General features: G+C 73.0%; 21 protein-coding genes and 1 pseudogene. 5 read left to right on the plus strand and 17 right to left on the minus strand.

What is annotated here, in order from left to right; genetic code table 11:
- Positions 1 to 102: 102 nt before the first annotated feature.
- Together AC3IX6_RS00405 and AC3IX6_RS00410 are read left to right on the plus strand one after the other, a co-directional pair.
- On the plus strand, positions 103 to 972 hold the full coding sequence (locus tag AC3IX6_RS00405; protein WP_489368145.1) for a DUF4394 domain-containing protein: 870 nt from the start codon (positions 103 to 105) through the stop codon (positions 970 to 972).
- A 124-nt stretch (positions 973 to 1096) separates the two neighbouring features.
- Positions 1097 to 2056 carry a hypothetical protein gene (locus tag AC3IX6_RS00410; protein ID WP_489368146.1) on the plus strand — a complete coding sequence of 320 codons (960 nt, stop codon included), beginning with the start codon at positions 1097 to 1099 and terminating at the stop codon, positions 2054 to 2056.
- Between the two features lie 61 nt (positions 2057 to 2117).
- Here AC3IX6_RS00410 and AC3IX6_RS00415 read toward each other — a convergent pair whose 3' ends face one another.
- The 4 genes from AC3IX6_RS00415 to AC3IX6_RS00430 form a co-directional block, all read right to left on the minus strand.
- The gene (locus AC3IX6_RS00415) at positions 2118 to 4775 is read right to left on the minus strand and encodes a DUF7824 domain-containing protein (RefSeq protein WP_489368147.1); all 2658 of its coding nucleotides are present in this window, start codon (positions 4773 to 4775) and stop codon (positions 2118 to 2120) included.
- Complete coding sequence (locus tag AC3IX6_RS00420; RefSeq protein WP_489368148.1) at positions 4772 to 6193, minus strand: SWIM zinc finger family protein; 1422 nt, start codon at positions 6191 to 6193, stop codon at positions 4772 to 4774. The genes AC3IX6_RS00415 and AC3IX6_RS00420 overlap by 4 nt, the downstream gene beginning before the upstream one ends.
- A 76-nt stretch (positions 6194 to 6269) precedes the next feature.
- Complete coding sequence (locus AC3IX6_RS00425; RefSeq protein WP_489363493.1) at positions 6270 to 7184, minus strand: IS982 family transposase; 915 nt, start codon at positions 7182 to 7184, stop codon at positions 6270 to 6272.
- A 54-nt stretch (positions 7185 to 7238) separates the two neighbouring features.
- The gene (locus tag AC3IX6_RS00430) at positions 7239 to 7700 is read right to left on the minus strand and encodes a hypothetical protein (RefSeq protein WP_489368149.1); all 462 of its coding nucleotides are present in this window, start codon (positions 7698 to 7700) and stop codon (positions 7239 to 7241) included.
- A 191-nt stretch (positions 7701 to 7891) separates the two neighbouring features.
- Here AC3IX6_RS00430 and AC3IX6_RS00435 point away from each other — a divergent pair.
- Positions 7892 to 8613 (plus strand): annotated as a pseudogene (locus tag AC3IX6_RS00435) (dienelactone hydrolase family protein).
- Between the two features lie 116 nt (positions 8614 to 8729).
- Here the strand turns inward: AC3IX6_RS00435 and AC3IX6_RS00440 are convergent.
- From AC3IX6_RS00440 to AC3IX6_RS00460, 5 genes are all read right to left on the minus strand, one after another.
- Positions 8730 to 9386 (minus strand): hypothetical protein, encoded by a 657-nt coding sequence (locus AC3IX6_RS00440; RefSeq protein WP_489368150.1) that lies wholly within the window; start codon positions 9384 to 9386, stop codon positions 8730 to 8732.
- Positions 9387 to 9400: 14 nt separating this feature from the next.
- Positions 9401 to 10861 (minus strand): FUSC family protein, encoded by a 1461-nt coding sequence (locus AC3IX6_RS00445; protein WP_489368151.1) that lies wholly within the window; start codon positions 10859 to 10861, stop codon positions 9401 to 9403.
- A gap of 188 nt (positions 10862 to 11049) precedes the next feature.
- Entirely contained in the window at positions 11050 to 11529 is a 480-nt protein-coding gene (locus AC3IX6_RS00450; protein WP_489368152.1) for a POT-type proton-dependent oligopeptide transporter, read from the minus strand.
- Positions 11526 to 12014 carry a POT-type proton-dependent oligopeptide transporter gene (locus tag AC3IX6_RS00455; RefSeq protein WP_489368153.1) on the minus strand — a complete coding sequence of 163 codons (489 nt, stop codon included), beginning with the start codon at positions 12012 to 12014 and terminating at the stop codon, positions 11526 to 11528. Before AC3IX6_RS00455 ends, AC3IX6_RS00450 begins: the two co-directional genes overlap by 4 nt.
- 6 nt (positions 12015 to 12020) lie before the next feature.
- Positions 12021 to 12683 (minus strand): deoxynucleoside kinase, encoded by a 663-nt coding sequence (locus AC3IX6_RS00460; RefSeq protein ID WP_489368154.1) that lies wholly within the window; start codon positions 12681 to 12683, stop codon positions 12021 to 12023.
- 336 nt (positions 12684 to 13019) lie between these two features.
- Here AC3IX6_RS00460 and AC3IX6_RS00465 point away from each other — a divergent pair, with 336 nt between their 5' ends.
- A complete protein-coding gene (locus AC3IX6_RS00465) occupies positions 13020 to 14453 on the plus strand; it encodes an amidase (RefSeq protein WP_489368155.1) in 1434 nt (477 codons plus the stop codon).
- A 74-nt stretch (positions 14454 to 14527) separates the two neighbouring features.
- Here AC3IX6_RS00465 and AC3IX6_RS00470 read toward each other — a convergent pair whose 3' ends face one another.
- The 3 genes from AC3IX6_RS00470 to AC3IX6_RS00480 all read right to left on the minus strand — a co-directional run bounded on the left by AC3IX6_RS00470 (position 14528) and on the right by AC3IX6_RS00480 (position 18260).
- On the minus strand, positions 14528 to 16474 hold the full coding sequence (locus AC3IX6_RS00470) for a DUF2264 domain-containing protein (RefSeq protein WP_489368156.1): 1947 nt from the start codon (positions 16472 to 16474) through the stop codon (positions 14528 to 14530).
- Positions 16475 to 16597: 123 nt separating this feature from the next.
- Positions 16598 to 17329 (minus strand): hypothetical protein, encoded by a 732-nt coding sequence (locus AC3IX6_RS00475; protein WP_489368157.1) that lies wholly within the window; start codon positions 17327 to 17329, stop codon positions 16598 to 16600.
- A gap of 262 nt (positions 17330 to 17591) precedes the next feature.
- Positions 17592 to 18260: a TetR/AcrR family transcriptional regulator gene (locus AC3IX6_RS00480; protein WP_489368158.1), complete on the minus strand. Its 669-nt coding sequence runs from the start codon at positions 18258 to 18260 to the stop codon at positions 17592 to 17594.
- Positions 18261 to 18366: 106 nt separating this feature from the next.
- Here AC3IX6_RS00480 and AC3IX6_RS00485 point away from each other — a divergent pair, with 106 nt between their 5' ends.
- Complete coding sequence (locus tag AC3IX6_RS00485; RefSeq protein WP_489368159.1) at positions 18367 to 19401, plus strand: aldo/keto reductase; 1035 nt, start codon at positions 18367 to 18369, stop codon at positions 19399 to 19401.
- Between the two features lie 22 nt (positions 19402 to 19423).
- Here AC3IX6_RS00485 and AC3IX6_RS00490 read toward each other — a convergent pair whose 3' ends face one another.
- The 5 genes from AC3IX6_RS00490 to AC3IX6_RS00510 form a co-directional block, all read right to left on the minus strand.
- Complete coding sequence (locus AC3IX6_RS00490) at positions 19424 to 19684, minus strand: hypothetical protein (RefSeq protein WP_489368160.1); 261 nt, start codon at positions 19682 to 19684, stop codon at positions 19424 to 19426.
- Positions 19681 to 19986 carry a DUF6247 family protein gene (locus tag AC3IX6_RS00495; RefSeq protein ID WP_489371699.1) on the minus strand — a complete coding sequence of 102 codons (306 nt, stop codon included), beginning with the start codon at positions 19984 to 19986 and terminating at the stop codon, positions 19681 to 19683. Before AC3IX6_RS00495 ends, AC3IX6_RS00490 begins: the two co-directional genes overlap by 4 nt.
- Before the next feature lie 116 nt (positions 19987 to 20102).
- Positions 20103 to 20741 carry a hypothetical protein gene (locus tag AC3IX6_RS00500; protein ID WP_489368161.1) on the minus strand — a complete coding sequence of 213 codons (639 nt, stop codon included), beginning with the start codon at positions 20739 to 20741 and terminating at the stop codon, positions 20103 to 20105.
- Positions 20742 to 20832: 91 nt separating this feature from the next.
- Complete coding sequence (locus AC3IX6_RS00505; protein WP_489368162.1) at positions 20833 to 21453, minus strand: TetR/AcrR family transcriptional regulator; 621 nt, start codon at positions 21451 to 21453, stop codon at positions 20833 to 20835.
- Positions 21450 to 22502, minus strand: coding sequence for a redoxin domain-containing protein (locus tag AC3IX6_RS00510; RefSeq protein ID WP_489368163.1), 1053 nt, complete (start codon positions 22500 to 22502; stop codon positions 21450 to 21452). The genes AC3IX6_RS00505 and AC3IX6_RS00510 overlap by 4 nt, the downstream gene beginning before the upstream one ends.
- Positions 22503 to 22607 lie beyond the last annotated feature (105 nt).

Genomic DNA, 22607 nt, shown 5'->3' on the forward strand with positions numbered 1-22607 from the left:
TTCGGAGCCGGGACCCATGCGGAAGGCCGCCGGCACCGAAGGCGCATTGGACGTGTCGCGGGTGTCGTGACACGCCGCAAACGTCTCCCACCAGGAGTGCTCATGCATGCTCGGTTCCTGCCCGCCCTCGTCTGCACCGCCGCTGCCGCCGCTCTGGCGGTACCCGCTCTCGCCATCGCCGACGGCCATCGGCCCGTAGAGCGGACTGCGGCGAAGCCGGCGCTGCACGCGATCGGGCTGACCGCGGATCAGCGGCTCGTCGAGTTCGACGTCGACAAGCCGGGCCGGACCTGGGACCTGGGGAAGATGTCGGGCCTGTCCGGGGACATGAAGATCGTCGGGATCGACTTCCGCGTCCAGGACAAGAAGCTCTACGGCGTCGGCGACCGGGGCGGCGTCTACACGCTCAGCACGAAGTCCGCGAGCGCCGTGAAGGTGTCCCAGCTGACCGTGGCCCTCGCAGGCAGCTCCTTCGGCGTCGATTTCAACCCGGTGGCGAACCGGCTGCGGGTCATCAGCGACACGGGACAGAACCTGCGCCACAACATCGACGACGCGGCCGCACCGCTCACCACGACCACGGACGCACCGCTCACCAACCCCACCGTGCCGCCCTCCACGGCACTCGGCGTGACCGGGGCCGCGTACACCAACAACGACCTCAACGCGGCGACCGCGACGACCCTGTTCGACATCGACACCACGGCCGACCGGACCTCGATCCAGTCCCCGGCCAACGCGGGCACCCTCTCCCCCACCGGGAACCTCGGAGTCGACGCAGGGACCGACGCCGGCTTCGACATCTACTACAGCCCCGAGAAGTCCGCCAACAGCGGCTACGCGGCCCTCGGCGCTGCGGGCGCCCGGCGGCTGTACGGGGTCGACCTGTTGACCGGCGCGGCACGCGACCTCGGCGCCTTCCCGAAGAACCGGCCGGTCACCGACATCGCCCTTCCCCTCGACCAGCACTGACCCACAGTCCCTCAATTCCCGTACGAGGTCACTCGTATGCCCGACCGTTCCCGTCGGAAAATACCTGGGAAAAGGTCCCCCGGGTCCGCCCGGGAAGGCCTCGTGCGCGCCTCCGGCGGGGGGCGTGCGCGTCGCGGACAACGGGCGGGGCCTGCCCGTCGAGGTACAGGAGCCCGGCGGTAAGACGGGCGTCGAACGCGAGCTGACGGAATCGGCCTTCGGCTCCGAGCCCCGCACCGGCTACCGGATGTCCGGCGGGCTCACCGGCCTGGGCCTGTGCGTGGTCAACGCGCTGTCGAGCCGTCTCACGGTCGAGGTCCACCGGGACGGCCACCGTTGGACCCAGGAGTACGAGAAGGGCGTTGCGCTCACTGCCCTGGTGAGGCACGAGGAGAGCGGCGGACACGGCACCGCGCTCGCGTTCCTGCCCGACGCCGACATCTTCGAGACCACCCTGTACTCGTTCGCCACGTTGTCGGAGCGCCTCCGGGAACTGGCCTTCCTCAACGAGGGCCTGGCCGTTTCGCTCACCGACGAGCGGCCGGAGCGGCCGGCCCGCCATCACCACCCGGACGGTCTTCGGGCCTACGTCGCCCACCTCAACCCCTACCCGCCGAGTTTCGTCCACTCCCCCGCCATCGCCTTCGAGTCGGAGAGTGCGGGAGAGGGTGAGGAAGGGAGCGAGGGGGTCCTCGTGCAGGTCGCCATGCAGTGGAACACCTGGTCCTCGGGAGAGTTCCGCTCCTTCGCGAACAGCACCCGCACTCTTGAGGGCGGCGCCCACGAACAGGGCTTCCGTACCGCGCTCACGGACCTCTTCAACGACTACGCACGCCGTCGGCGGCAGCTGTCCGCAGACGACGCGGACATCACGGTCGAAGCCGTTCACCGCGGCCTGACCGCGGTCGTCTCCGTACAGCTCGTCCGTCCCGTCTTCGACGGCGCCACCAGGACCAGGCTGCGCAATCCCGAAGCGGACGCCTCCGTCCAGGAGGTCGTCCGTGGACACCTCGGCGACTGGCTGGAGCGCAACCCGAACGAAGCCGCGGCCGTCCTCCGCCACATCCTCGACCGCTCCAACTGACGCAGGAAGTGGTGGTGGTGGAGGAGGGCGGCGCTGCCATGGCGCTCGACGAGGGCGGCCGCTACTGACGTCCTCCAGCCGGTCCTTGTGCGTTGCGGCGGAGGGCGTCGCGCAGGCGGGAGGCCTGGGTGACCAGGCGGGAGCGGCCGGGGCGGGCCGCGGCTTCGACGAGGCCCACGGGCTCGGGCGACTCCGCTCCCGACTGCTCCACGCAGTCGGCTGCCGTCGCGAGGAGGTCCCCCGTACCCCGCGGGTCGGCCCGGCCGGTGAGCAGCACGGGGAGCACGGCGGCCAGGACGGCCCAGGTGGTCGTGCAGGCGCCGGTCGCGGCGGCGGTGCCCAACGAGTCGGCGAGCCGGTTGGGTTTGACGGTGCCCAGGTTCAGGAGCTCGCCCAGGTCGCTGCCCAGGCGCCCTGTGTCCAGCTCTTCGCGGGCCGCGAGGGTGAGCAGCGCGTCCACGGCCCGGAGCCGGTCCTCGGGGTGGCGGGCGCCGAGGCCGGTGGCCACGGCGAGGTGCAGGGCCGGACCGGCGGGTCCGCCGGCCGCGGCGAGTCCCGGGAGCGCGGCGAGGCGGCCGCGCCCTTCGCCGAGTGCGCAGGCCGTGATCTCGGGGAGCCACCATGCGGCCAGCGTCTCCCGGTCCTCGGGCAGGGTCGCGATCAGCAGGTTCTCGTCCCTGCCGTCCCAGCAGCGGTCGGCGGCCTTGCGGGCCTGCGCCAGCTCGTGGAACGCGTCCGGGAACTCCCGGAGCAGGGTGGTGCGTTCCGAGGTGTCGAAGGCGAGGTGCGCCGGGGTATCGCCGTACGCGTACGACACGGCCGGTGCGGTGCCGCGGGTGAGGGCCGCGGCCTCTCCGGCTTCACCGAGCCAGGCCGCCAGCCTGTCCCCCTCCGGCGTGCGGAGGGCTGCCGCGGCGGGCAGGGCGCGGGGATCGCGGCGGACCCGCAGCAGAGCCTGCCCGAAGTCCACCGGGGCGGGCCGCTCGCCGAGGCGCTCGTACTCGGCGAGGCGCTCGACGAGCACCTGGGGATCCAGGGTGCCGCTCTGCCCGGTGGGGGTGGCGAGCAGGAAGGGCAGCGGCCGGGTCGTGAGGTGCCGGGCGGCTTCGGCCAGGCGCGCGTGGTGGGCGACGGCGAACGCCGGGTGGTGGCAGTCGCTGCGCCAGCTCGCGAGCACCTCAGGTGGTTCGCCCGTCGGCTGCGCGTCCAGGACGGCGGCGGCGACGTGTGCGAGTCCGGCCAGTTCGCCGGTGTACCAGTGGGCCCGTTCGGGGTCGAGCCACCACTGGTCGGCGAGCGCCGGGCGCAGTGCCGCGGCGAGGGCCGCACGGTCCCGGTGGGCGTGGCGGACCAGCCCGTCCAGGGCTCGCTCGAACTCCTCGACGGTCGTGGCGCGGGAGTTGATGACGGCGGCTACGAGTTCCACGGCCTCCGGTACCGTCCCGGGGGCCGGCGCGAGCGGGGCCGGGGCCGGGGGCGGCGGGAGGATCTCCTGGTAGGGAGCGGTCTCGTCCGCGGGGGCGGCGGCGTCCTGCCCGAGGAGTCCGACGGCACGGGTCCGGTGCGCCGGGCTCAGCGACCGGGCCTGCCCGGCGAGTTCGGCGTGGAGTGCGGGGTCGTCCGTGAGGTGGGCGGCGGCCAGCTCGAGCGCCCGCTCCTGGACGTCGGTGTCGGGGTGCCCGAAGGCTTCGCCGAGCACCGGCAGCAGCTCGGGCGCGGCCGCCGGGTCACGGCGGAGCTCCTTGCCGATCAGTACCAGCTGGGCGCGGACGAGCTTCCTCTCCGGGCGGAAGAGGACGGCTGCCGACATCTCGGCCAGCAGCCGGGGGGTGAGGTGGCCCGCCGCGGCGAGGCGGGCCAGTGTCCCCTGGGCGTGCCCGGCCACGGCGGACGGGGCATCGGCGGTCAGCGCGATCCAGTCGGCGGTGCGCTCGCGCTCCTCCTCCTCGGTCGGACGGAGCGCCTGCCAGATGGCCCGGTAGGGCTTCAGCTGCCGGTACGTGCCGCCGCGCAGCAGGCGGGCCGTGCATCCGTCGAGGAGCCCGGCACGGTCCACGGTGCCGGCCGTGGCGAGGCCTGCCAGGGCTGACGGCCAGTGGTGGGGATCGTCCGGGTCGCAGCGCTGCCTGAGGGACCGGACCGGCTCGGCGGTTTCGAAGAGGTACGGCACGAGGGTGGTGACGTGGGGGTCGCTGCGCAGGGCGTGGTCGAACGGGGTGAGGGAGGACTCCGCGGCCGTCGCCCAGGCCTCGACGCAGCCGTCGGTGGTGGGCATCGGACAGCCGGCGAGCCGGACGAGTTCGGTGATCAGCGGGTAATCCTGCTCGGCGGTGGAGGCCCGGGCGGCCAGCCGGTGGGCGAGGTCGCCGAGCCACTGGGGGTCCCGGTCAGCCAGGACGTCGAGCAGGACGCCCGTGGGCAGCAGCTCCCAGAGGCGCAGGTCCCGGGCGCTGATCCAGGCGGCGGCCGCTGCCGCGCCGGTGTGGCAGCCGGCTCCGGCGACCAGCAGGGCCTGGTTCACCCGGGCGCGTTGCCGCCAGTCGTCCCAGCTCTGGGCGCGCAGTTCGCCGCGCATCTGCTTCAGACCGATGAGCAGGTTCTTTCGCTGATTTCGGTCCAACGGCTTGAGGAGACCGGGCAGTTCGGCGATGCGTCCCCTGCGGACCGCTTCGATGACGCCGTCGGTGGAAACCATCTCGGGGGCGGAGGCGGTGTTCATCGGGCGGCTCCGGTGGACGCGGCGCTGGTGGCGGCGCTGGTGGCGCCGGCAGCGGTGTCGGTGGCGGCCCGGAGGGCCATTCGGGTGGCGAGGGCATGTTTGCAAGGTCCCCGGCGGCCGCGGTGGTCGGCCCACCACTGGCAGGTGCAGCTGAGGGCGCCTCCGGACTCGCGCACCTGGTAGCGGCGTTCACCGGAGGCCACCACGGAGGTGCCGGAGCGGTCCAGGGTGACCGCGCCGGCCCCGAGCAGCGCCCGGGCGGCGACGAGGCGCGGGTTGTGACGTTCGGCTCGCCGGGCGTCGTAGGGCAGCTCGCGGTGGAAGTACGCGGCTTCGGCGATGTCGTAGCCGACCCGTCCGGCGGTGCCGAGGCGGGTGAGTGCGGCCCGGACCCGCTCGACCGGGAGGCCCGACTGGTCGGCGAGGTCGGCCGGGTCGATGCGGGGTTCCCAGGCGAGCAGGACGGAGATCAGTTCGGCGTCCTCGGCGGCCGCGTCGGTGGCGAGGGCCTCCAGGACGGCTCCCTCGCCGGAGAAGCCGCGGGCTGCCTCCGGGGAGAGGGTGAGGGTGAGCCGCATGCCGGGCAGGCCGATCTCCCAGGCGGAGGCCGTGGGGTGGGCGCCGTCCGCCGCGGGACCGTAGACGCGCAGGCCGGTGGCCTGGCGCAGGACCCGCTGGAGTGCGGCGAGGCGCTCGGGACCGGGCAGGCAGACCGCGCCGGGGACGGGCCGGGTGGTGGGGCGCAGCGCACGGCCCGCGGGAACCACCCAGAGCTGGCCGCCCGCGCCGCCCGTCTTGGTGCGCGGGAGGGAGCGCAGGAAACGGGCCGTTTCGGCGGCGCCCAGTTCGGCACGCAGGTCGAACCCGGTGGTGATGGCCTGGGATTCGGCGAAACCGCGCAGCCAGCGGTCGGGCAGCGGCACCTTCTTCTCGACGACCGCGCCGTCCAGGGTGGTGACCGCCATCTCGTCGGGGCCGACCCGCAGGTGCAGCGGATCGTCTCCGGTGAGCCGGGACAGGGCCTCGCGCAGCGGATTGTTGACGTCGACGTTGGTGGTGCCGTGACCGGTGTCGGCGCCGCGCAGACCCTCGGGCAGCACGTCGAGCCGGGCGTACACACCGCAGCAGCCGGAGAAGGATTCAAAGCGCAACCGGTCGCCGTTGCCGGTGACCACCGGATCGAGTGAAGCCCGCAGGGTGGGCCGGTGGTAGCGCGCCGCGGCCACGTCCGCGACGGCGAGCAGCGCGCGTGCGGCCGCCTGAGGGGCACTCAGGAACCCGGCGAAGAACTGCGGGTGGGCCTCGGCCCCGGCCGGGGTCAGGCCGCCCGCGGTCTCCAGGCCGAGGGACTGCCCCGTCCCGGCGGAGGTCAGCGAGGAGGGGCGGGCGTAGGCGAAGGTGTGTGCGGTTCGCGTCATGAGCGGGACGTTAGGCGGCCCCACTGACAACGCCGCCGGGGCCGCCCGGGTCGTCTAGATGATTGATTCCAAGGCCTTAGTGGTCGTAGGCGGTCAGTGATCGGATGACTGGTCCACCGGTCTTGTGGTTGTGCCAGATCGCGGCGGTTAGGGCGAGGAGTCGCTGTAGGACGCGCACGGTGACCCCGGCGGGCGTGCGGCCGCCGTGCCGTTCGAGGTCGAGTTGTCCCTTGAGGGTCTGGTTGACCGACTCGATCAGCTGGCGCAGTGGCTTGAACAGCTCGGCTCCGGCCCGCTCGGGTTCACCCTTGCGGGCCGGCCTCAGCAGCCGGACGCCCAGGTCGGCGAGGTCCCTCTCGAAGGCACGGCCGTAGTAGTTCCTGTCCGCCAGCAGCGTCGGTGGTGGCCGGTTTGCGAGCAGGCCCGGGTCGACGTGGAAGATGTCCAGCAGCACTTCGCGTTCGACGGCCTTCGCTCCGGTCAGCGCGAAGGCGATGGGCAGGCCGTGCGGAGTGCAGACCAGGTGCAGGCGCAGGCCCCAGAAGAACCGTGAGTGGCTGGAGCAGTAGCCGTACTCGGCCCATCCGGCCAGGTCGGAGCGTTTCGAGGTCTCGCGGGAGCGTCCGCACTCCACGGGTGTGGAGTCCACGATCCACACGTCATCGGTCCACAGGGCGGTGTCGGTGGCCAGCTCACGCAGGACCTGCCTGACCAGGCCCGACGCCCGTCGCAGGCGCTTGTTCCAGCCTGGCTGCTGGGGCAGGTACGGGAAGAGGTGCCGCAGGTGAGCGTGGGCGTGGCGCAGCCAACGGGCCTCGGAGACGAAGCCCAGCAGGGCCTGCATCACCGCGAGGGTGACCAGTTCCGCATCGCTGAGCTTCGGCTCCAGGCCGACCCGCGGGCGCCACGGAGCAAGATGCGGCGAAGCCTTCAAAAGGTCATCGACCCGCACGTACAGTGCAGTTGCGAGGGTGTCTATCTCGGTCGTCACAAACTGAGATTGGGCACCCTCGCGTCCGTACGGCTACCCCTTGGAATCAATCATCTAGACGGGCTCCTCGTACAGCTCGATCTCGGAGGGCCCGCGATCCAGGAGCAGTTCGAGACGCTTCTCCATGGCGGCGAACCACTGGCCGACGTCCGCATCAGCGTCGTGGAAGAACCAGGAGTCGAAGCTTCCCGCGGCATCCAGGACGGGTTCGGGCTCGTAGCGGAGTTCGCAGTGGACCTGTACGTAGTGGTCGTGCTCGCCGTCGTCGTCGTTGACGCCGAACTGCCGGGTGAGGTCCAGCGTGAACATCGGTCGCCCGGTGGAGGCGTACGTACCGTATTGGAAGAGCAAGCCGTCGGACTCGGGGCTCGGCACCGCGCCGAAGCGGTGCCGCGCGAATCGCACCCAGGCCGGCCATGTGGCTCGCGTGGTCGACTCGATCGTTTTCGATCGCCCCACGGCAAGCTCGTCGCGCAGCAAGGCGAGGGCTTCCTCCCCCCGTGGTTTCTTGGGCACTCCGGCTCTCCTCGTGTCGTGGGTCAGCACCTTAACGTCGGCGGCCACTGGTACTTTCCCGGTGGCCGTGCAGGAGAACGAGGAGGTGGTACCCGTGAACGCAGTTTCGACATGGGTGCTCCCCTCCGAGGTCATGGTCGGACGATAGGTCGTCCGGGAGCGCCTCTCTGACACTCCCGAAAGGCACGACGATGGAATTCACTTCTGAGCAGCGGCTCGACGACGGCGTCCTCGAGCGCGAGTTCACCCTCGGCGAGATCCCCGGCACCCTGTGGACGCCCGAGTCCGCCGTACCGGTCCCGCTGATCCTGATGGCCCACAACAACGGCCTGCCCAGGAACCAGTCCCGGCTGGTGGCCCGGGCCCGGCACTCCGCGGCGTCCGGCTACGCGGTGGCCACCATCGACGCCGCCGGGTGCGGTGACCGGCCCCGTTCCGCCGCCGACGAGCAGGCGCGCGACGAACTCCGCCGGGCGATGCGGGCCGGCGAACCGGTCGACGAGATCTTCGAGTCCCTGGTCGGCTCGCTGGTCGAGAAGGCCGTCCCGGAATGGCGGACCGCCCTGGACGCACTCCTAGCGCTGCCCGGGATCGGCGGCCCGGTCGGGTACTCGGGATGGATGGCCGTCGGCATCCGCCTCGCGGCGGTCGAGCCGCGCATCGCCGCCGCCGGCTTCTTCGCCGGGGGTTCGTGCCCCGCGCCCAGCGCGAGGAGGCCCGGCAGGTCACCGTTCCGCTGCTCCTGCTGCTGCAGTGGGACGACGAGGGGAACCCCCGGCAGCGGGCCCTGGACCTGTTCGACGCCTTGGGCAGCAAGGAGAAGACGCTGCACGCCAATCCGGGCGGGCACACCGGCACACCGTGGTTCGAGGTGGAGGACGGCAACCGGTTCTTCGGGCGGCACCTGAAGTAACACCGGGCGACGCCGGCCTGGAACGAGCCGCGAGCGCCTCGCTCTGCTCGCACGTGAGCACGTGAGCACGTGAGCACGTGAGGAGGGATCCCCGCGGCGCGGGGAGGTGCGGGCGGTCAGGCCGGCGTCTGCGCTCGGGGTGCTGCGCCCGCGGTGGTCATGGGGGGTGAGGCGTACTCCAGAGCGGTGGAGAGTTCTTCCAGGGCGGCGAGGAGGAGGGTTCCGGCGCGGTGCAGCATGCGGTCCGCCTCGCCCCCGGGGTCCTCGTCGTGCCAGGTGTCGAGTGCGGCGCGGACCGGTTCCCAGCTGGGAACGCGGTGGTCCCGTACCGCACGGTCCGCGTCCTCGGCGGACTGCCGCAGTGCGGTGGCCAGGGTGGCCGCCGAGGGGAGGCGGGGGCTGCCGGGGGCGGGCAGGTGGGCTTCCAGGAGCATGGTGACGTGGGCGAATTCGGCGAGGGCCTGTTCGGCTCCGGCCTCCGCGGTGCGGGAGAGCCCGCCTTGGCGTACGGGCTCCTTCTCGGCCAGGGCCACGGCGCCCCGCCAGGCGAGGACGGAGACGCGGGCGGACAGGACGGCTTCGCGGGTCTCGCGGGCGGTCCGCGGGGTGGGCTCGGCGTAGTGGCGTACGACGGTGGCGGCGTAGAGGAGGTCCGCCTTGATCCAGTCGGCCAGGCGGGTGCGCAGTCGGGGGGTCTCCCAGGCGGGGTAGAGGGCGTAGGCGAGCATGGCCAGGCCTCCGCCGATGAGGGTCAGGATGAGGCGTGCGGGCACGGATTGGTCGAGTCCTACGCGGCCATGGCGAGGGTGAAGACGGTGTACGCGGAGGCGGCTGCCTGGACGGGTGCGTAGCCGGTGTACATGAAGAGCAGGATCAGTCCGCCGCAGATCACGGAGAGGGTTCCGGATGCGAGGGGTCCGGGGTGGGCGAGCTGCACGACGGTGCCGGCGATGATCAGACCGGCGACGGTGCCGCCGAGGCGGGCCGCGGCGGGGCCGTAGGTGTGGGAGAAGCCCGGGCGCAGGATCAGGAGGGCGACCAGCGGGACCCAGTAGGCGTGTCCGAAGGGCAGGGCGCGGCCGATGAGGTCACCGACCACGACGACGACGGTGGCGCGGACCGCGTGCCGGAACACCGGGGAGTCGTGGTGCAGTTGTCCGCGTACGGTCCGGACGGCGTCCTTGGCCTCGACGCGGAGGGGCGGGCGGACGAGGGTGTCCCCGTCGTCCGGCCGGCGGTTCTCGCCGGCCCGGCCGCCTCCGTCGCCGCGGGCCGTTTCGGCCACGTCGCGGAGCAGGGCGCGCAGCCGGGTGGCCGACTGCTCGGCCGCGCCGGTGAGTGCGGGGCCGTCCGGGGGGATCTCGATGGCGGCGAGGGCCTGCGGCGGGAGTTCCGCGGGGCGGCCGCGGCGGATCGCGTCGGCCGCGGTGTCCAGGATCGCGGCCGCCGCGGTGAGCAGTTCGCGGGCCCGGGCGCGGGCGGGGCCGTCCTGGGGGCCGGCGGTGACGGCGGGGTCGGCGAGTGCGGCGAGCACCGGGCGGATCCGCTCGGCGAGGCCCCGTGCGCCGTGCAGCTGGGCCGGGCGGCGGCGCATCTGGCGGGGGCTGAGCGAGGCCGCCTCCCGGGCCTGGGCGAAGGGGCCCGGGGTGAACGGGGCGGCGGGGTCCTCGCGGAGCCGGCGGGCGTAGTCGGCCTCGGCGGCCAGGGCGTCGGCGAGCGCGTCGCGGTGCCGCCCCCAGCGGCGGATGGGGAAGAGCACCACCAGGACCGCCTGCACGAGGCCGCCCGCGGTCATCAGCGCGGCCTGCCCCAGGGACTGCGTCACGGTGGCGGGCAGGGTCACGGTCACCAGCATGACCGCGGCGTTGGTCGTGCCGAGGCTGCCCGCGTTGGCGCCGAGCGACCAGGCCATGCCGCCGAGGAAGGTCCACAGGGCGACCAGGAGGAGGAAGAGGGGGAGGTAGCCGCCGGTGAGGTAGCTCAGGAAGCTCGTGACGCCGAGGGTCAGCGCGGAGATCACCGGGAGCACGGGGTCGGGCCGCCAACTGCGCTGGAACACCGCGATCCCGCCCAGCAGGGCGCCGTAGGCGGCGCCCGCGGCGGCGGTCCCGCCGAACAGCCACAGTGCGACGGACCCCGACAGTGCCAGACCGGCGGTCGCGCGCAGGGTGACCAGCGGTTCGAGCCTGGTCCGCTCGATGCGCAGGCCGGCGCGGGCGGTGTCCTTCAGTGTGCTCGTCCAGCCCATGGGGCGAGAATATGTCGTAAACATGGCGATATCTCCGTGAAACTCTCCCGAGTGGATGGCGTCCGCAGTGCGTCGGTGCGCGGCCTCGGCGATGCCGGGGGCCGCGGCCTCAGGCGGCGGCCGTACACCACGGCCTCAGGTCGCGGCCGGCACCACGGCCGGCGCCTCGCCGGGCCGGTGCTCGCCGATCAGGGAGCGCAGCCACTTCGAGCGGCCGAGCATGACCAGGCCCGCGAGACCTTGGCACCGCCCGCGGCTCGCGAAGAGGCGAGGGCCATGACGAGGAAGGAGAGGCCCGCCAGGGCGAGCGCCCCGGCGAACCTGCCGGGGGTGGAGAACCTCCGGCCCGCGTGCACCCAGAACAGTGCGAACAGCGGCGCCAGCGCGATCCCGAACACCGAGGCGATGGACTGGGTCCAGCTCGTCGGCATCGCCCAGCCGAAGAGGTTCAGGTCGACCTTCCCCGCGGCGAAGAGGTTCAGCGCACTGCCCGCCTGGTCGTAGATCATCCAGAACAGCGCGGCGGCCGCGAAGAACCACATGTACGCCTTCAGCAGCATCCGCTCCTCCGGCGTGATGGCGGGGCTGCGGTACATGTGGGCCTGGTAGCCGATCGGGACGACGATTCCGGTCACCGTCAGCGCGTACGTGCCCGTGTCGAGTTTCACCAGGCCGGTGTCGGCGGCGAGCAGGACGAGTGCCGCGACGGCGACGGCGACGGCGACGGCGACGGCGACGATCCCCCGGCGCGCAGCAGGTTGCGGCGTTCGCGCCGGGTGAGGGGGACGGCACGGGGCTCCTCGTAGGTCTCGGCCGTCCGCTGCCCGCCGAGGGCGAACTGCGCGAGGCCGAAGGCCATGCCGATCGCGGCGGCGGCGAAGCCGAGGTGCCAGTCGACCTGCTCGCCGAGGTAGCCGACGATCAGCGGGGCCACCAGGGCGCCGAGGCTGATGCCCATGTCCCTCCGGGCCCCGAGGAAGCGGTCCGCGACCCAGCCGCCGGGCAGCGCGAGCAGGCCGATCGCGGCCATGTAGACGCCCTCAACCGCCATCGAGCGGTTCGCGTCGAAGCCCATGCCCCCGGCCGCCTTCGAGGCCGCGAAGAAGTGCACCAGGATGGCGACCATGCCGTAGGAGCTGAAGCGCTCCCACATCTGCGGTCAGCCCCGGAGCCGGCCCGCCGCCAGGGCGTCCTTGACCTCGCGCGCCACGCGGGCCGCGTCGTCCGGGTTGTGCACCACATCGGTGTGATTCATGTCGATGACGAGGACCTCGCTGGCCGAGTAGTGCTCGTTCACCCAGTCGTCATAGCCGGCCCACAGCACGCGGTAGTACTCGACGAGGCTCTCGTCCTGCTCGAAATCGCGGCCCCGCAGCCCGATGCGGTGCAGCACCGTCTCGAAGTCCGCCTTGAGGTAGACCATGAGATCGGGCGCCTTGCGGTAGGGCAGGCCGTCGATCTCGCGCATCATCTCGCCCAGCAGCCCCTCGTACACCCGCATCTCGAGGGAGCTGATCCGGCCGAGGTCGTGATTGACCTTGGCGAAGTACCAGTCCTCGTAGATCGACCGGTCCAGGACGTTGTCGCCCTGCTTGTACGCCTCCTTGATCGCGGCGAACCGCGTCTGGAGGAAGTACAGCTGGAGGAGGAAGGGGTAGCGCTTCGCCTCGATCTCCTCGGGGCTCGCCGTGTAGAAGAGCGGGAGGATCGGGTTGTCTTCCACGCTCTCGTAGAAGACTTCGCTGCCCAGCTCCTTGGCGAGCAGCTCGGCAACGCTCGTCTTGCCGATTCCGATCATGCCTCCGACGCAGATCACTGGCATTCCTCACTTCTCCCTGGGGGTCTTCTGTTCGCGGGCGCGTGGGCCGGGCGCCCCCACCCCACTGAGACGCGTGTCGGCGGTCGCTCGATTCCCCATGATCTTCGGATCTTCATGATCAGCGTCATGCGGTCCCCGTCCGGGCCGGGGCCCGGACGCAGGAGGTCCTCCTCGACGAGCCGGACCGGCCGTTCCGTAGGTGCCGCGGACAGCGACGAGCCACCGCCCCGCGGCCGCCATGAAGCATAAATGATGTTCGGCCGGAGAAGTCCTCGCGTGTTACTTGACGGTAGGCAATGATGGCGGGCGACCATCCACACGGCGGAGGCTGAGGCAGCGGTGACGACTTTCGACGAACCGACCATCGTGCACGCGTTCCGGGACGACGCCCTGGGAGAGCACGACGCAGTCGGTCTCGCCGCGGCGATCCGGCGGGGCGAGGTCTCCCCCGCCGAGGCCGCCCGGGCCGCCGGGGATCGGGTGCGGGCGGTCGACGCACGGCTGAGTGCGGTCCAGGTGCACGTGGACGGTCCGGTACGCGTGGACGGTCCCGTGCACGCCGCCGGCACGGGCGGCGCCTTCGCCGGGGTACCGACCTTCGTCAAGGACAACACCGACTACCAGGGCCTGCCGACGGGCCACGGCAGCGCCTCCTTCCGGCCGAGGGCCGCCAAGCAGCACGCGCCGTTCACCCGGCAGCTCCTGAGCAGCGGGGTCACGGTCCTGGGCAAGACCCGGCTGCCCGAGTTCGGGTTCAGCCCGACCACCGAGTACGACGGTGCGGAGCCGGTCCGCAACCCGTGGCACACGGACTACTCGGCGGGCGGTTCCTCGGGCGGCAGCGCGGCACTGGTCGCTGCCGGTGCCGTACCGATCGCGCACGCCAACGACGGCGGTGGCTCCATCCGCATACCCGCGGCCTGCTGTGGACTCGTCGGCCTGAAGCCGAGCCGTGGACGGGTCGTGGCGAGTGCCCTGGGCCGCCAGCTGCCGCTCGACATCATCTCCGACGGAGTCGTGAGCCGCTCCGTGCGGGACGCCGCCGCGTTCCTCGCCGCCGCGGAAACCTACCGGCGCAGCCCCGAACTGCCGCCCGTGGGTCTGGTCGAGGGACCTTCGGCGCGACGGTTGCGCATCGGGTTCGTCCTGGACTCGCCGAACGGTGTGCACTCCGACGCCTCCACCCGGGCGGCGGTCACGGAAACCGTGACGACGCTCGAACGGCTCGGACACACCGTCGAGCCGGTGGAACTGGGTATGGATCCGAACTTCACCGACGACTTCCTCACCTACTGGGGGATGATGTCCTTCCTCCTCGGCGTCACGGGCCGGACCCTCGGCGCCGACTTCGACCGCCGCCGCATGGACGGCCTCAGCCAGGGCTTGCGCGAGGAGTACCTGCGGAACTGGCGGCGGACTCCCGGCGTACTGCGACGGCTGAAGCGCACGAAGGAGGCCTACGCCGCGTCCTTCCGCGGGCTGGACCTCGTGATGTCGCCGGTACTCGCCCACACCACGCCGCCGATCGGCCACCTCAGCCCGACCGTTCCCTACGCGAAGCTGATCGAGCGGATCCTCGCCTACGTGGCGTTCACGCCGGTCGACAACGTCGTCGGCACTCCGTCGATCTCGGTGCCCTCCTCGAGCGCGACCCCGGACGGCCTGCCCGTCGGCGTCATGTTCGCCGCGCGGCCCGGCGGCGAGCGGAAGCTGCTGGAGATCGCGTTCGAGCTGGAGGCGGACCGGCCCTTCCGGCGCATCCAGGACCAGTGACGTCGGCGCGGCGTCGGCACGAGGCGAGGGGCGGGGGCGGGGGCGGGGGCGGGGGGCGGGGCCTGCCGCCGCCGCTATCCGGCGGCGGGCGGCAGGTGCTCCACGCGGAGCGGCTCGAAGGCAATGCGGGTCAGTGACCCGTCCTGCGCCCATCGCACCTCGATGGAACCCCGGTCCGCCGTCACCCCGGTGACCACCCCGGCCATCGGCGCCGGCTCGGTTTCGCCGGTGAGCGCGGCCAGCGCCGCGTAGAGGCGCGTCCCTCCGCCCTCGGCCGTCAGGCGGGGCACGCCCGCCCACCGGGTGAAGGCGGTCCCGGCCGGCGCCCTCGCCTCGTCCCGGGCCTCCCAGCCGTGCACGGGGTGGAGCTCGGAGCGCAGCGGTTCCTCGGGCCCCGTGGCCCAGCCCGTCTGTTCCACGCGGGCTCCGTACGGGGCTCCGTACACCCGGTGCACGCGCAGTTCGTGCCGGCCGCGGACGAAGGTGACGCTCTCCACGCGCAGGCCGGGGACGGTGGGCGGGCCGCCCGGGAAGACCGGCCGGTGCCAGGAGGCGGCCCAGCCCCAGCCGTTGCCCTGACCCGTACCCAGGGGGTGGATGCGCCGCCGGACACTGCGGGTGCCCGCCACGACCACGGCGAGGTGGTTGTCCGGGGTGTTGGTGCTCGCGGTGGGGCCGCTGCGGGTGGAGTAGGCCTGCCGGGAGTAGAGCGGGTCCTCGTCGCGGGCCGCTTCCGGCTGGTCCGGCCCGACGTGGTCGCTCCCGTGGTTGTGCAGTCGTACGATCCCGTCGGCGCGGGTGCTCTGGACGAGCAACCCGGGCGCGGACAGGGCGAGCACCCGGTCGGGACCCTCGCTGGGTGCGGCTTCCTCCGTGGCCGTCCACAGGGGATGCGTCGCCGGGGCCAGCAGGCAGACGAAGGCCTTGGAGGCCCAGTACGGCGAGGCCGGACCCGAATAGCGTTGCAGGGTCGCCCCGTGCGGGCCGTGCCAGCCGAGGCTCAGCAGGCCGTCGGCGCCGACGCCGCCCCGGTCCAGGAAGTAGCGCAGCGATCCGCTGATCAGGCGCCGCGAGGTGCCGGGGGTGAGCGGGGTGTGGCCGGTGACCGCGCCGAGGCCGACGGCGGAGGCGGCGGCGAAGCGGTAGGTGAGGGAGCGCCCGAAGTGGATCGGCGCCCCGTCCGCCCCGAAGAGGAGGGAGAAGCCGTCCAGGTGGGCCCGCAGCCGGTCGCCGTGCGGGGCCGGCCGGTGCGGCACGGCGGGGGCGGGGGCGGGGGCGGGGGCGTCGAGTTGGCTGCCGGGCTCGGCGGCGAGGTGGGCGTCCAGCACCGGATACAGGTGCAGCGCCCAGCCGTTGTAGTGGTCGAAGGCGCGGCCGTCGCCGTCGGCGTACCAGCCCTGGCCCGCGTACCAGCCCTCCAGGAGGTCGAGGGCCCGGCTGCGGGCCCTGGCCGTCTCGGCGTCGCCGCGGCCCACGGATTCCAGGAACCCGGCCACGGTGTACGGGAAGAGGTACCAGTTGTTGGGGCTGGGCACATGGCGCAGGGCTCCGCGCAGCCACTCCTCGGTGCGGTCCTGCACCGCGCCGTCGAGACGGTCCCACAGCCACGGCCGGGTCAGCCGGAGCCCGAGGGCCACCGACGCCGACTCGACCATCGGCTGGCCGCCCGCGTGGACGTCGCGGATGACGGGCCAGGACTCCGCATCGTCGCGGCCCGGCGTCCGGGTTCCCGCCGCCAGCCCGTCCGCGTACCGCTCCAGCCAGCCGTACGGGTCCGCTCCCCCGGCCCCGGACACCCGGAACGCCGCCGCGAGGAAGGTGCGTGCGTAGCCTTCGAGCCCGTCGGAGCGCACGCCGGAGACCGACGGCCGTCCCGGCAGGTCGAGCAGGGCCCCGCGCGGCGTGGCCCACCGCCGGGCCGCGCGCAGCAGCCCGTCGGCCACCGCCTCCCAGTGGGCGCGGGTGTAGCCGGTGTACGGGCTCGACTCGCGGTCTTCGCGGGGCAGTCCGGGAAGGGTCATGCGGGGATCTTGATCGACCGGCCACAGCGGGTCAAGAGAACGGATCAAGGCCGGTCGACACGATGGACGGGGTCAGGCCGCGGCCACCCGAACGGGGGTCGGGCCACGGCGACCCGACGGGGTTCAGGCGGCGGCATCCCAGGCCGTCGTCAGCCCGTCCAGCCACGCGGGCGGCAGCTCCGCCGCGTCCCACTCCTCCCGCAGCACCTGCGGTTCGGCGGCGAGCCGCTCGAGTACGGCGATGCTCGTGGCGGAGTGGACCAGCGAGAAGCGGCCGTGCACCGTGATGGCGCTGCCCGCTCCGAACGTCGCGAACAGCCGCCCCAGGCGGGCCCGGTGCTCCTGGGTGAACTCCGTCAGCCGCCCGGCGTACCGGGCCCGCTGACGCGGGCTCATCGTGGCGAGGACGGCGGTGAGCACCTCCTCGGTCGCCTCCGGGTCCAGTTCGGAGACCTCGGTGAACGACAGGTACAGGGGCGTGAGCGCCACCTGCGTCCGCTCCACCTCCATGCGCCTGGCCCGCGGGCGCTGTCCGGCCGTGTCCTCGTCCCCCTCCGGGCTGACCACCCGGAGCAGGGTCCGCTCGGTGACGGCGCCCAGCTCCGCCAGAAGGTCCCCGCCGCCGTCGAGCCAGCCCGACTCGTACGGTTCGCCCTTGTCCCCCGGCGCGCTCCGGTCCCGGCCGCTCAGTTCCTCGTACGCGAGCGCCAGCGCGCCCGCCTCCAGCAGACCGATCAGTTCGCGCGCGTCATCGGAGGGGACCCCTGCTCGCGCGAGGAGTTGCAGGAGCGTCGTCCTCGCGTTGTCGACGCTGATCTCGTCCGGCCACTGCCGTCCCTCGTCGGCCCCGCTCATCAGATCCACTCCGTTCTCGGCCACCGCACCGCCCAGCACTTCATTGTGACCGAGCGCCGTCGAGGAGGCCGGACCCGGCGTTCCCCGGTTCGTCCCCGCCGCTTGTGTGAACCGGCTTCCTGAGCTGGGACTCTATGCGGCGGCGCGCCGTTGTCGAGCACTTTCCCCTCAAGCGGCAATCTACCCATAACCTGCGGCCGGGCCGTGGCCCGCCCGCACCCGGGCCGGGCGCCCGTCTTCGCGCGCGCCCCCGCAGGGACCGCTACCCCTCCCGTACGTACACCCCGGCGCGCGCGGCCGCCGCCGCCGCGGCCGCGGAACGGTCGGCCTCGGCGTCGTCGAGCGGGAGGGCCGTGGTCAGGAGGCGGTAGTAGAGCGGGGCGGACACCGCGCGGATCACCTCGTGCGGGTCGGTACCCGCGGGCACCTCGCCGCGGGCCACGGCTTCCCGGACGCACTGCGCCCACTCCTCGACGCGCACGGCGTAGAAGCCGTGCAGGGATTCGGCCGCCTTCGGGTCGCAGGTGGCGGCCGCGATCACCGCCTTGAACAGGGCCCCTTGCCGCGGGTCGCCCAGGGTGCGGCACACCAGCCGGGCGTTGGCCGTCAGGTCCCCGAGGAGCGAGCCCGTCCGCGCCCGCGGAACGGACTGGTGCGCCATGTCCAGCAGCACGTCGGCCACGAGGCCGGCGACGGTGCCCCAGCGGCGGTAGACGGTCGTCTTCCCGACGTCCGCGCGCCGCGCGATGTCGGCGAGGTCCAGGTGCGCGAAACCCCGTTCGGCCAGGACGTCCTCGGCGGCCCGGAGCACCGCTTCCCGCACCCGCGCCGTCCGCCCGCCGGGCCGCGCGCTCCCCGGTCCGGCGCCTGGTTCGGCCCCCGGTTCGGCCGGTCCGGTCGCTCGGTCCGGCCCTGCTGCGGCGAACTCCATAACGGGACTCCAGTTCCATTAAGCGTGGGGACTTGGTACGCTCGGGCCATCTTAACGGAACCGCAGCCCCATTAGGCGGGGGTCGTGGGTGATGAGGGGATGCGTCATGGAGTACAGGCGGCTGGGCACGTCCGGACTTCTGGTGCCGGAACTGAGCTTCGGAGCGGGCACCTTCGGCGGGCAGGGGCCCCTCTTCGGCGCCTGGGGCGACACCGGCGTGCAGCAGGCGCGCCGCCTCGTGGACATCTGCGTCGATGCCGGGGTCACGATGTTCGACACCGCCGACGTCTACTCCGCCGGCGCCTCCGAGGAGGTCCTGGGAGCCGCGCTCAAGGGGCGCCGGGACCAGGTGCTCATCTCCACGAAGGCCGGTCTGCCCATGGGCGACGGCCCGGGCGGGGCGGGGACCTCCCGGTCCCGTCTGATCACCGCCGTCGACGACGCGCTGCGCCGCCTGGACACCGACCACATCGACCTCTTCCAGCTGCACGCCTTCGACGCGGGCACTCCCGTCGAGGAGGTGCTGTCCGCCCTGGACGACCTGGTCCGGGCCGGAAAGATCCGCTACACCGGCATCTCCAACTTCTCCGGATGGCAGGCGATGAAGTCCCTCGCCGCGGCCGACCGGCACGGCCGTTCGCGCTACGTCGCCCACCAGGTCCACTACTCCCTCGTCGGCCGCGACTACGAATGGGAGCTCATGCCCCTCGGACTCGACCAGGGGCTGGGCGCGATCGTCTGGAGTCCGCTCGGCTGGGGCCGGCTCACGGGCAGGATCCGCCGCGGGCAGCCGCTGCCGGCCGGGAGCAGGCTGCACGACACCGCCGACTACGGCCCGCCGGTCGAGGAGGAGTACCTCTACCGCGTGGTCGACGCCCTGGACGAGGTCGCCGGGGAGACGGGCAGGGCCGTCCCCCAGATCGCCCTGCGGTGGCTGCTCCAGCGGCCGACCGTGTCCTCCGTCATCATCGGCGCCCGCAACGAGGAGCAGCTGCGCCAGAACCTCGGCGCCGTGGACTGGACGCTCACCCCGGAGCAGATGGCGAAGCTCGACGCGGCGAGCAGCCGGACGGCCCCCTACCCCTACTTCCCGTACCACCGGCAGGAGGGCTTCGCCCGTCTCAACCCTCCGGCGGTCTGAAGCGTGCCCCGTGCGCGGGGCTTCAGCCGAGCCACAGGACGTTCAGGACGGACAGGCGGTGAAGGGGCCGGTTGATCCAGTAGGTGAGGGACAGCCGGCCGACGGAGGCCAGTCGTACGTCCTGCCCCTCGGGGTCGTCGGGGTTCCACTGGCGGAATCCCCAGGGGTCGGCCGCGGCGGCGTCCAGGATGTCCCAGGCCGTGTTCTCCGCGTCCTCGGGCAGGCTGTCCAGGACCTTTGCGGCCGGTCCGGAGAAACGGATCGCGTACGGCTGTCCGGTCACCGGCGCCTGCTCCGCGGCTCGGCCGTCTCCACGAAGGCGCTGTCGTCGTAGCCGGAGGCGACGAACGCGTCGACCGCCGGGGCGGAGGCGAGGCGGGCCTGCCAGACCTGGAGGGTCTCGTACAGCGCGGCGAGGGAGAAGGTGCCGCGGGACTCCTCCAGCGCGGCGGCCCACTCCCGCTCGAAGGCCGGCACCCACTGCGGGGCCCGGCGGTCGGCACGGAGCCGGCCGAGGAGTTCGGCCGGGGCTCCCGGAGCGGGGGCGTACGGCGTGACCGTGGCGTGGTCGGGCTGCGCGCTCATCGGCTGTTCCTCCCTGCGGGTCGTACCGCCACGGTACGCGTACGAGGAGGCCCGGGATGCGGGCACGGCCGGATCCCCCGGCGGACGGGCCCTCGACGCTCGCCCCTGACGCCCGGTCATGGCGAGCCGTTCGTCAGCAGCAGGTGGAACGTGTGCTCCCGGTGGACGAACGTGGCGGTGTCGGAGCCCCCGCCGTCGAAGTACACCGGCCACAGCGGCTCCTCGTCCGTGTAATAGCCGGTGGAGCGCAGGAAGTCGGGGCTGACGTCGGCGCAGGACCACGGCGGGCCGTCGTCGCCGCCGAGGAGTTCCCGGGTGAAGCCGCGCACCAGTCTTTCGGTGTCCGCCTCCGGCTGGTGGAGGCCGTGGGGGCTGAACGCCTCGCGGAGCATCCAGCGCAGCCGCGCCGGGAAGTCCGTTGGTTCGAGCGGCGTGAGCGTGGCGCGGAAGCCGGCGCGCAGCAGCGGACGGCCGAAGGGCTCACCGGCGGAGGGCTCGCCGTCGTACGCGTCGCTCAGGATGTACCAGCTGCGGCGCGCGTCGGCGGCGCGCACCAGCCGCTCGAACAGGGGGCTGCGCAGGAAGGCGTGCAGGACGTCCTGGCGGTTTCCGGCCGTGACGGGCACGTCGCATTCGGCGGTGAGCAGCAGGGTGTTGCTGTTCATGGCGCGGTCCACGGCGCAGAGGAAGGCCTCGACGGCGGGAGCTTCGGGATCGGGCGGCCGCGGCGGCTCGGTGAACTTCGGGGAACGCATGGCGGCAGCCTCGCTGATGGCCGGGATCGGCCTCAACGGCTTTTGCGGCCGGCTCGCGGGGCCGCCGGGGCAGGCAGGCGGGCCGGGCGCGTCACGGCCCGGGCACCTGCAGGAACGCGGCCGCCGCGGCCCGGGTGAGGGTCTGGTAGCGGTGCTCCGCCGTCCGGGCCGTGAAGTGGCCGGCTAGTTCCAGGGTGATCGAGCCGTGGGCGGCCGCCCAGATGACGTCCGTGACCTCGTCGACGTCCACGGCCGGGCGGAAGACGCCGGTCGCCACGCAGGTCCGTACGGCTTCGCGCAGGACCTCCAGGCTGGCGGCGGCGATCGCGCGGGCCTCGGGGGTGGGGGTGAAACCGGGGATGAGGCCGGCGAACATGACCTGGTAGAGGTTGCGTTCGGTCAGGGCGTTCTCGCGGTAGGCGCGGCCCAGGTCGGCCAGGTGGGTGGACGGGTCGGCGGACGGGGGGACGGCCTCCAGACTGCGGCGCAGGCGGGCGAAGCCCTCCTGGTACAGGGCCTCGGCGATGCCGTCCTTCGCGCCGAAGTGGCGGTAGAGGACGGTGGTCGAACAGCCGGCCGCCGTGGCGATGCGGCGCATGGTCAGGGCGGTCGCGCCCTCCGCGGCGAGGAGCTGGGCGGCCAGGTCGAGGAGGGCGGCGCGCAGTGCTTCCTGGCCCTGGGCCTGGGTGCGGGCGTAGAGGTCACCGCTCATGCCTGCTGCCAGTCGCCGAGGGGGCGGTAGATCGGGATGCCCGCTTCGGTGAGCTCGGTGCGCTTGGCGAAGTACTCGTCGCCCATCGGGTCCAGGCCGCGCAGGGGCATGGTTCCGCGCCAGATCGTCAGGTCCTCCGGGGCGAGCTGCTCGGCTCGTGCGAAGTGCTCTTCGGCCTCTGCCGTGCGGCCGCCGCGGTGGAGCCACAGGGCCAGGGCCGCCTCGGTACGGGCCGACTGCTGGGTGGCCGTGGCGCGGCGGGTGTGCCGGGTGACGTCCTCGTCGGACAGCCCGCTGTCGCCGGTGAGGACCCAGCGGTCGAGTGCGGCCAGCGCCGCGCCGGAGTCCAGGCCGGACAGTTCGCGGAACAGGTCGGTCGCGAACTGGGTGTCGTTGGGGCGGGCGACCTTCCCGTCTTCGTCGATCCACAGGACGGTCGGGACGTTGAGAACGTCGTAGAGGTCGGCGACGACGCCGTCGGTGTCGATCAGTGCGGGGTGGGTCACCGCGGCCTCGGCGATCCACGGCGCGGCGTCGGCGGCGCGGCGGTCCACGGCGACGCTGAGGACGCTGAAGCCGTGCTCGGCCGGTGCGGTGTGGCGGCGCTCCCATGCGGGGAGGTCGTAGCGGCAGCCGCACCACGAGCCCCAGAAGACCAGGGCGACCTTGCGGCCCCGAAGCTCGCTCAGCGAGTGCGGCACGCCGTCGGCGTCGGAGAGGGTGAAATCGGGGGCGGTGGCGCCGGCGAGGGCCTGTGCGCGTTCCTGCGCGGAGACTCCGAGGGCGATCACCCCGCTGTCGGTCGCCACCGGGCGGTCGAGGATCTCGGCGAACGCCACCGGGTCGAGCAGACCGTCGTGCTCGGCGCGGGCGGCGGCCGACACGGGCACGCACAGGTCGCCGCGGCACCATCCGTGCGGCTTGCGGACCCACCCGAGGGCCTCTTCGACCGCCTCGGGAGCCAGGAGGACTCGGCCCGCCGGGCCGGCCTGCGCGGCTACGACGGTTTCCCTGCCGTCGTCCAGGATCGTGACGTGCGTGCTGTCCATGACAACCTCCGCTGCACTTGCGAGAAAACCTCGTAATGAGAAAGTAACAGCGTTATCGACGAGGCAGCAAGGTCACGCGGTGGGCGGGTTGGAGTCAAGGAGTCG

The sequence above is a fragment of the Streptomyces sp. GL_141 genome (genome assembly GCF_057834385.1).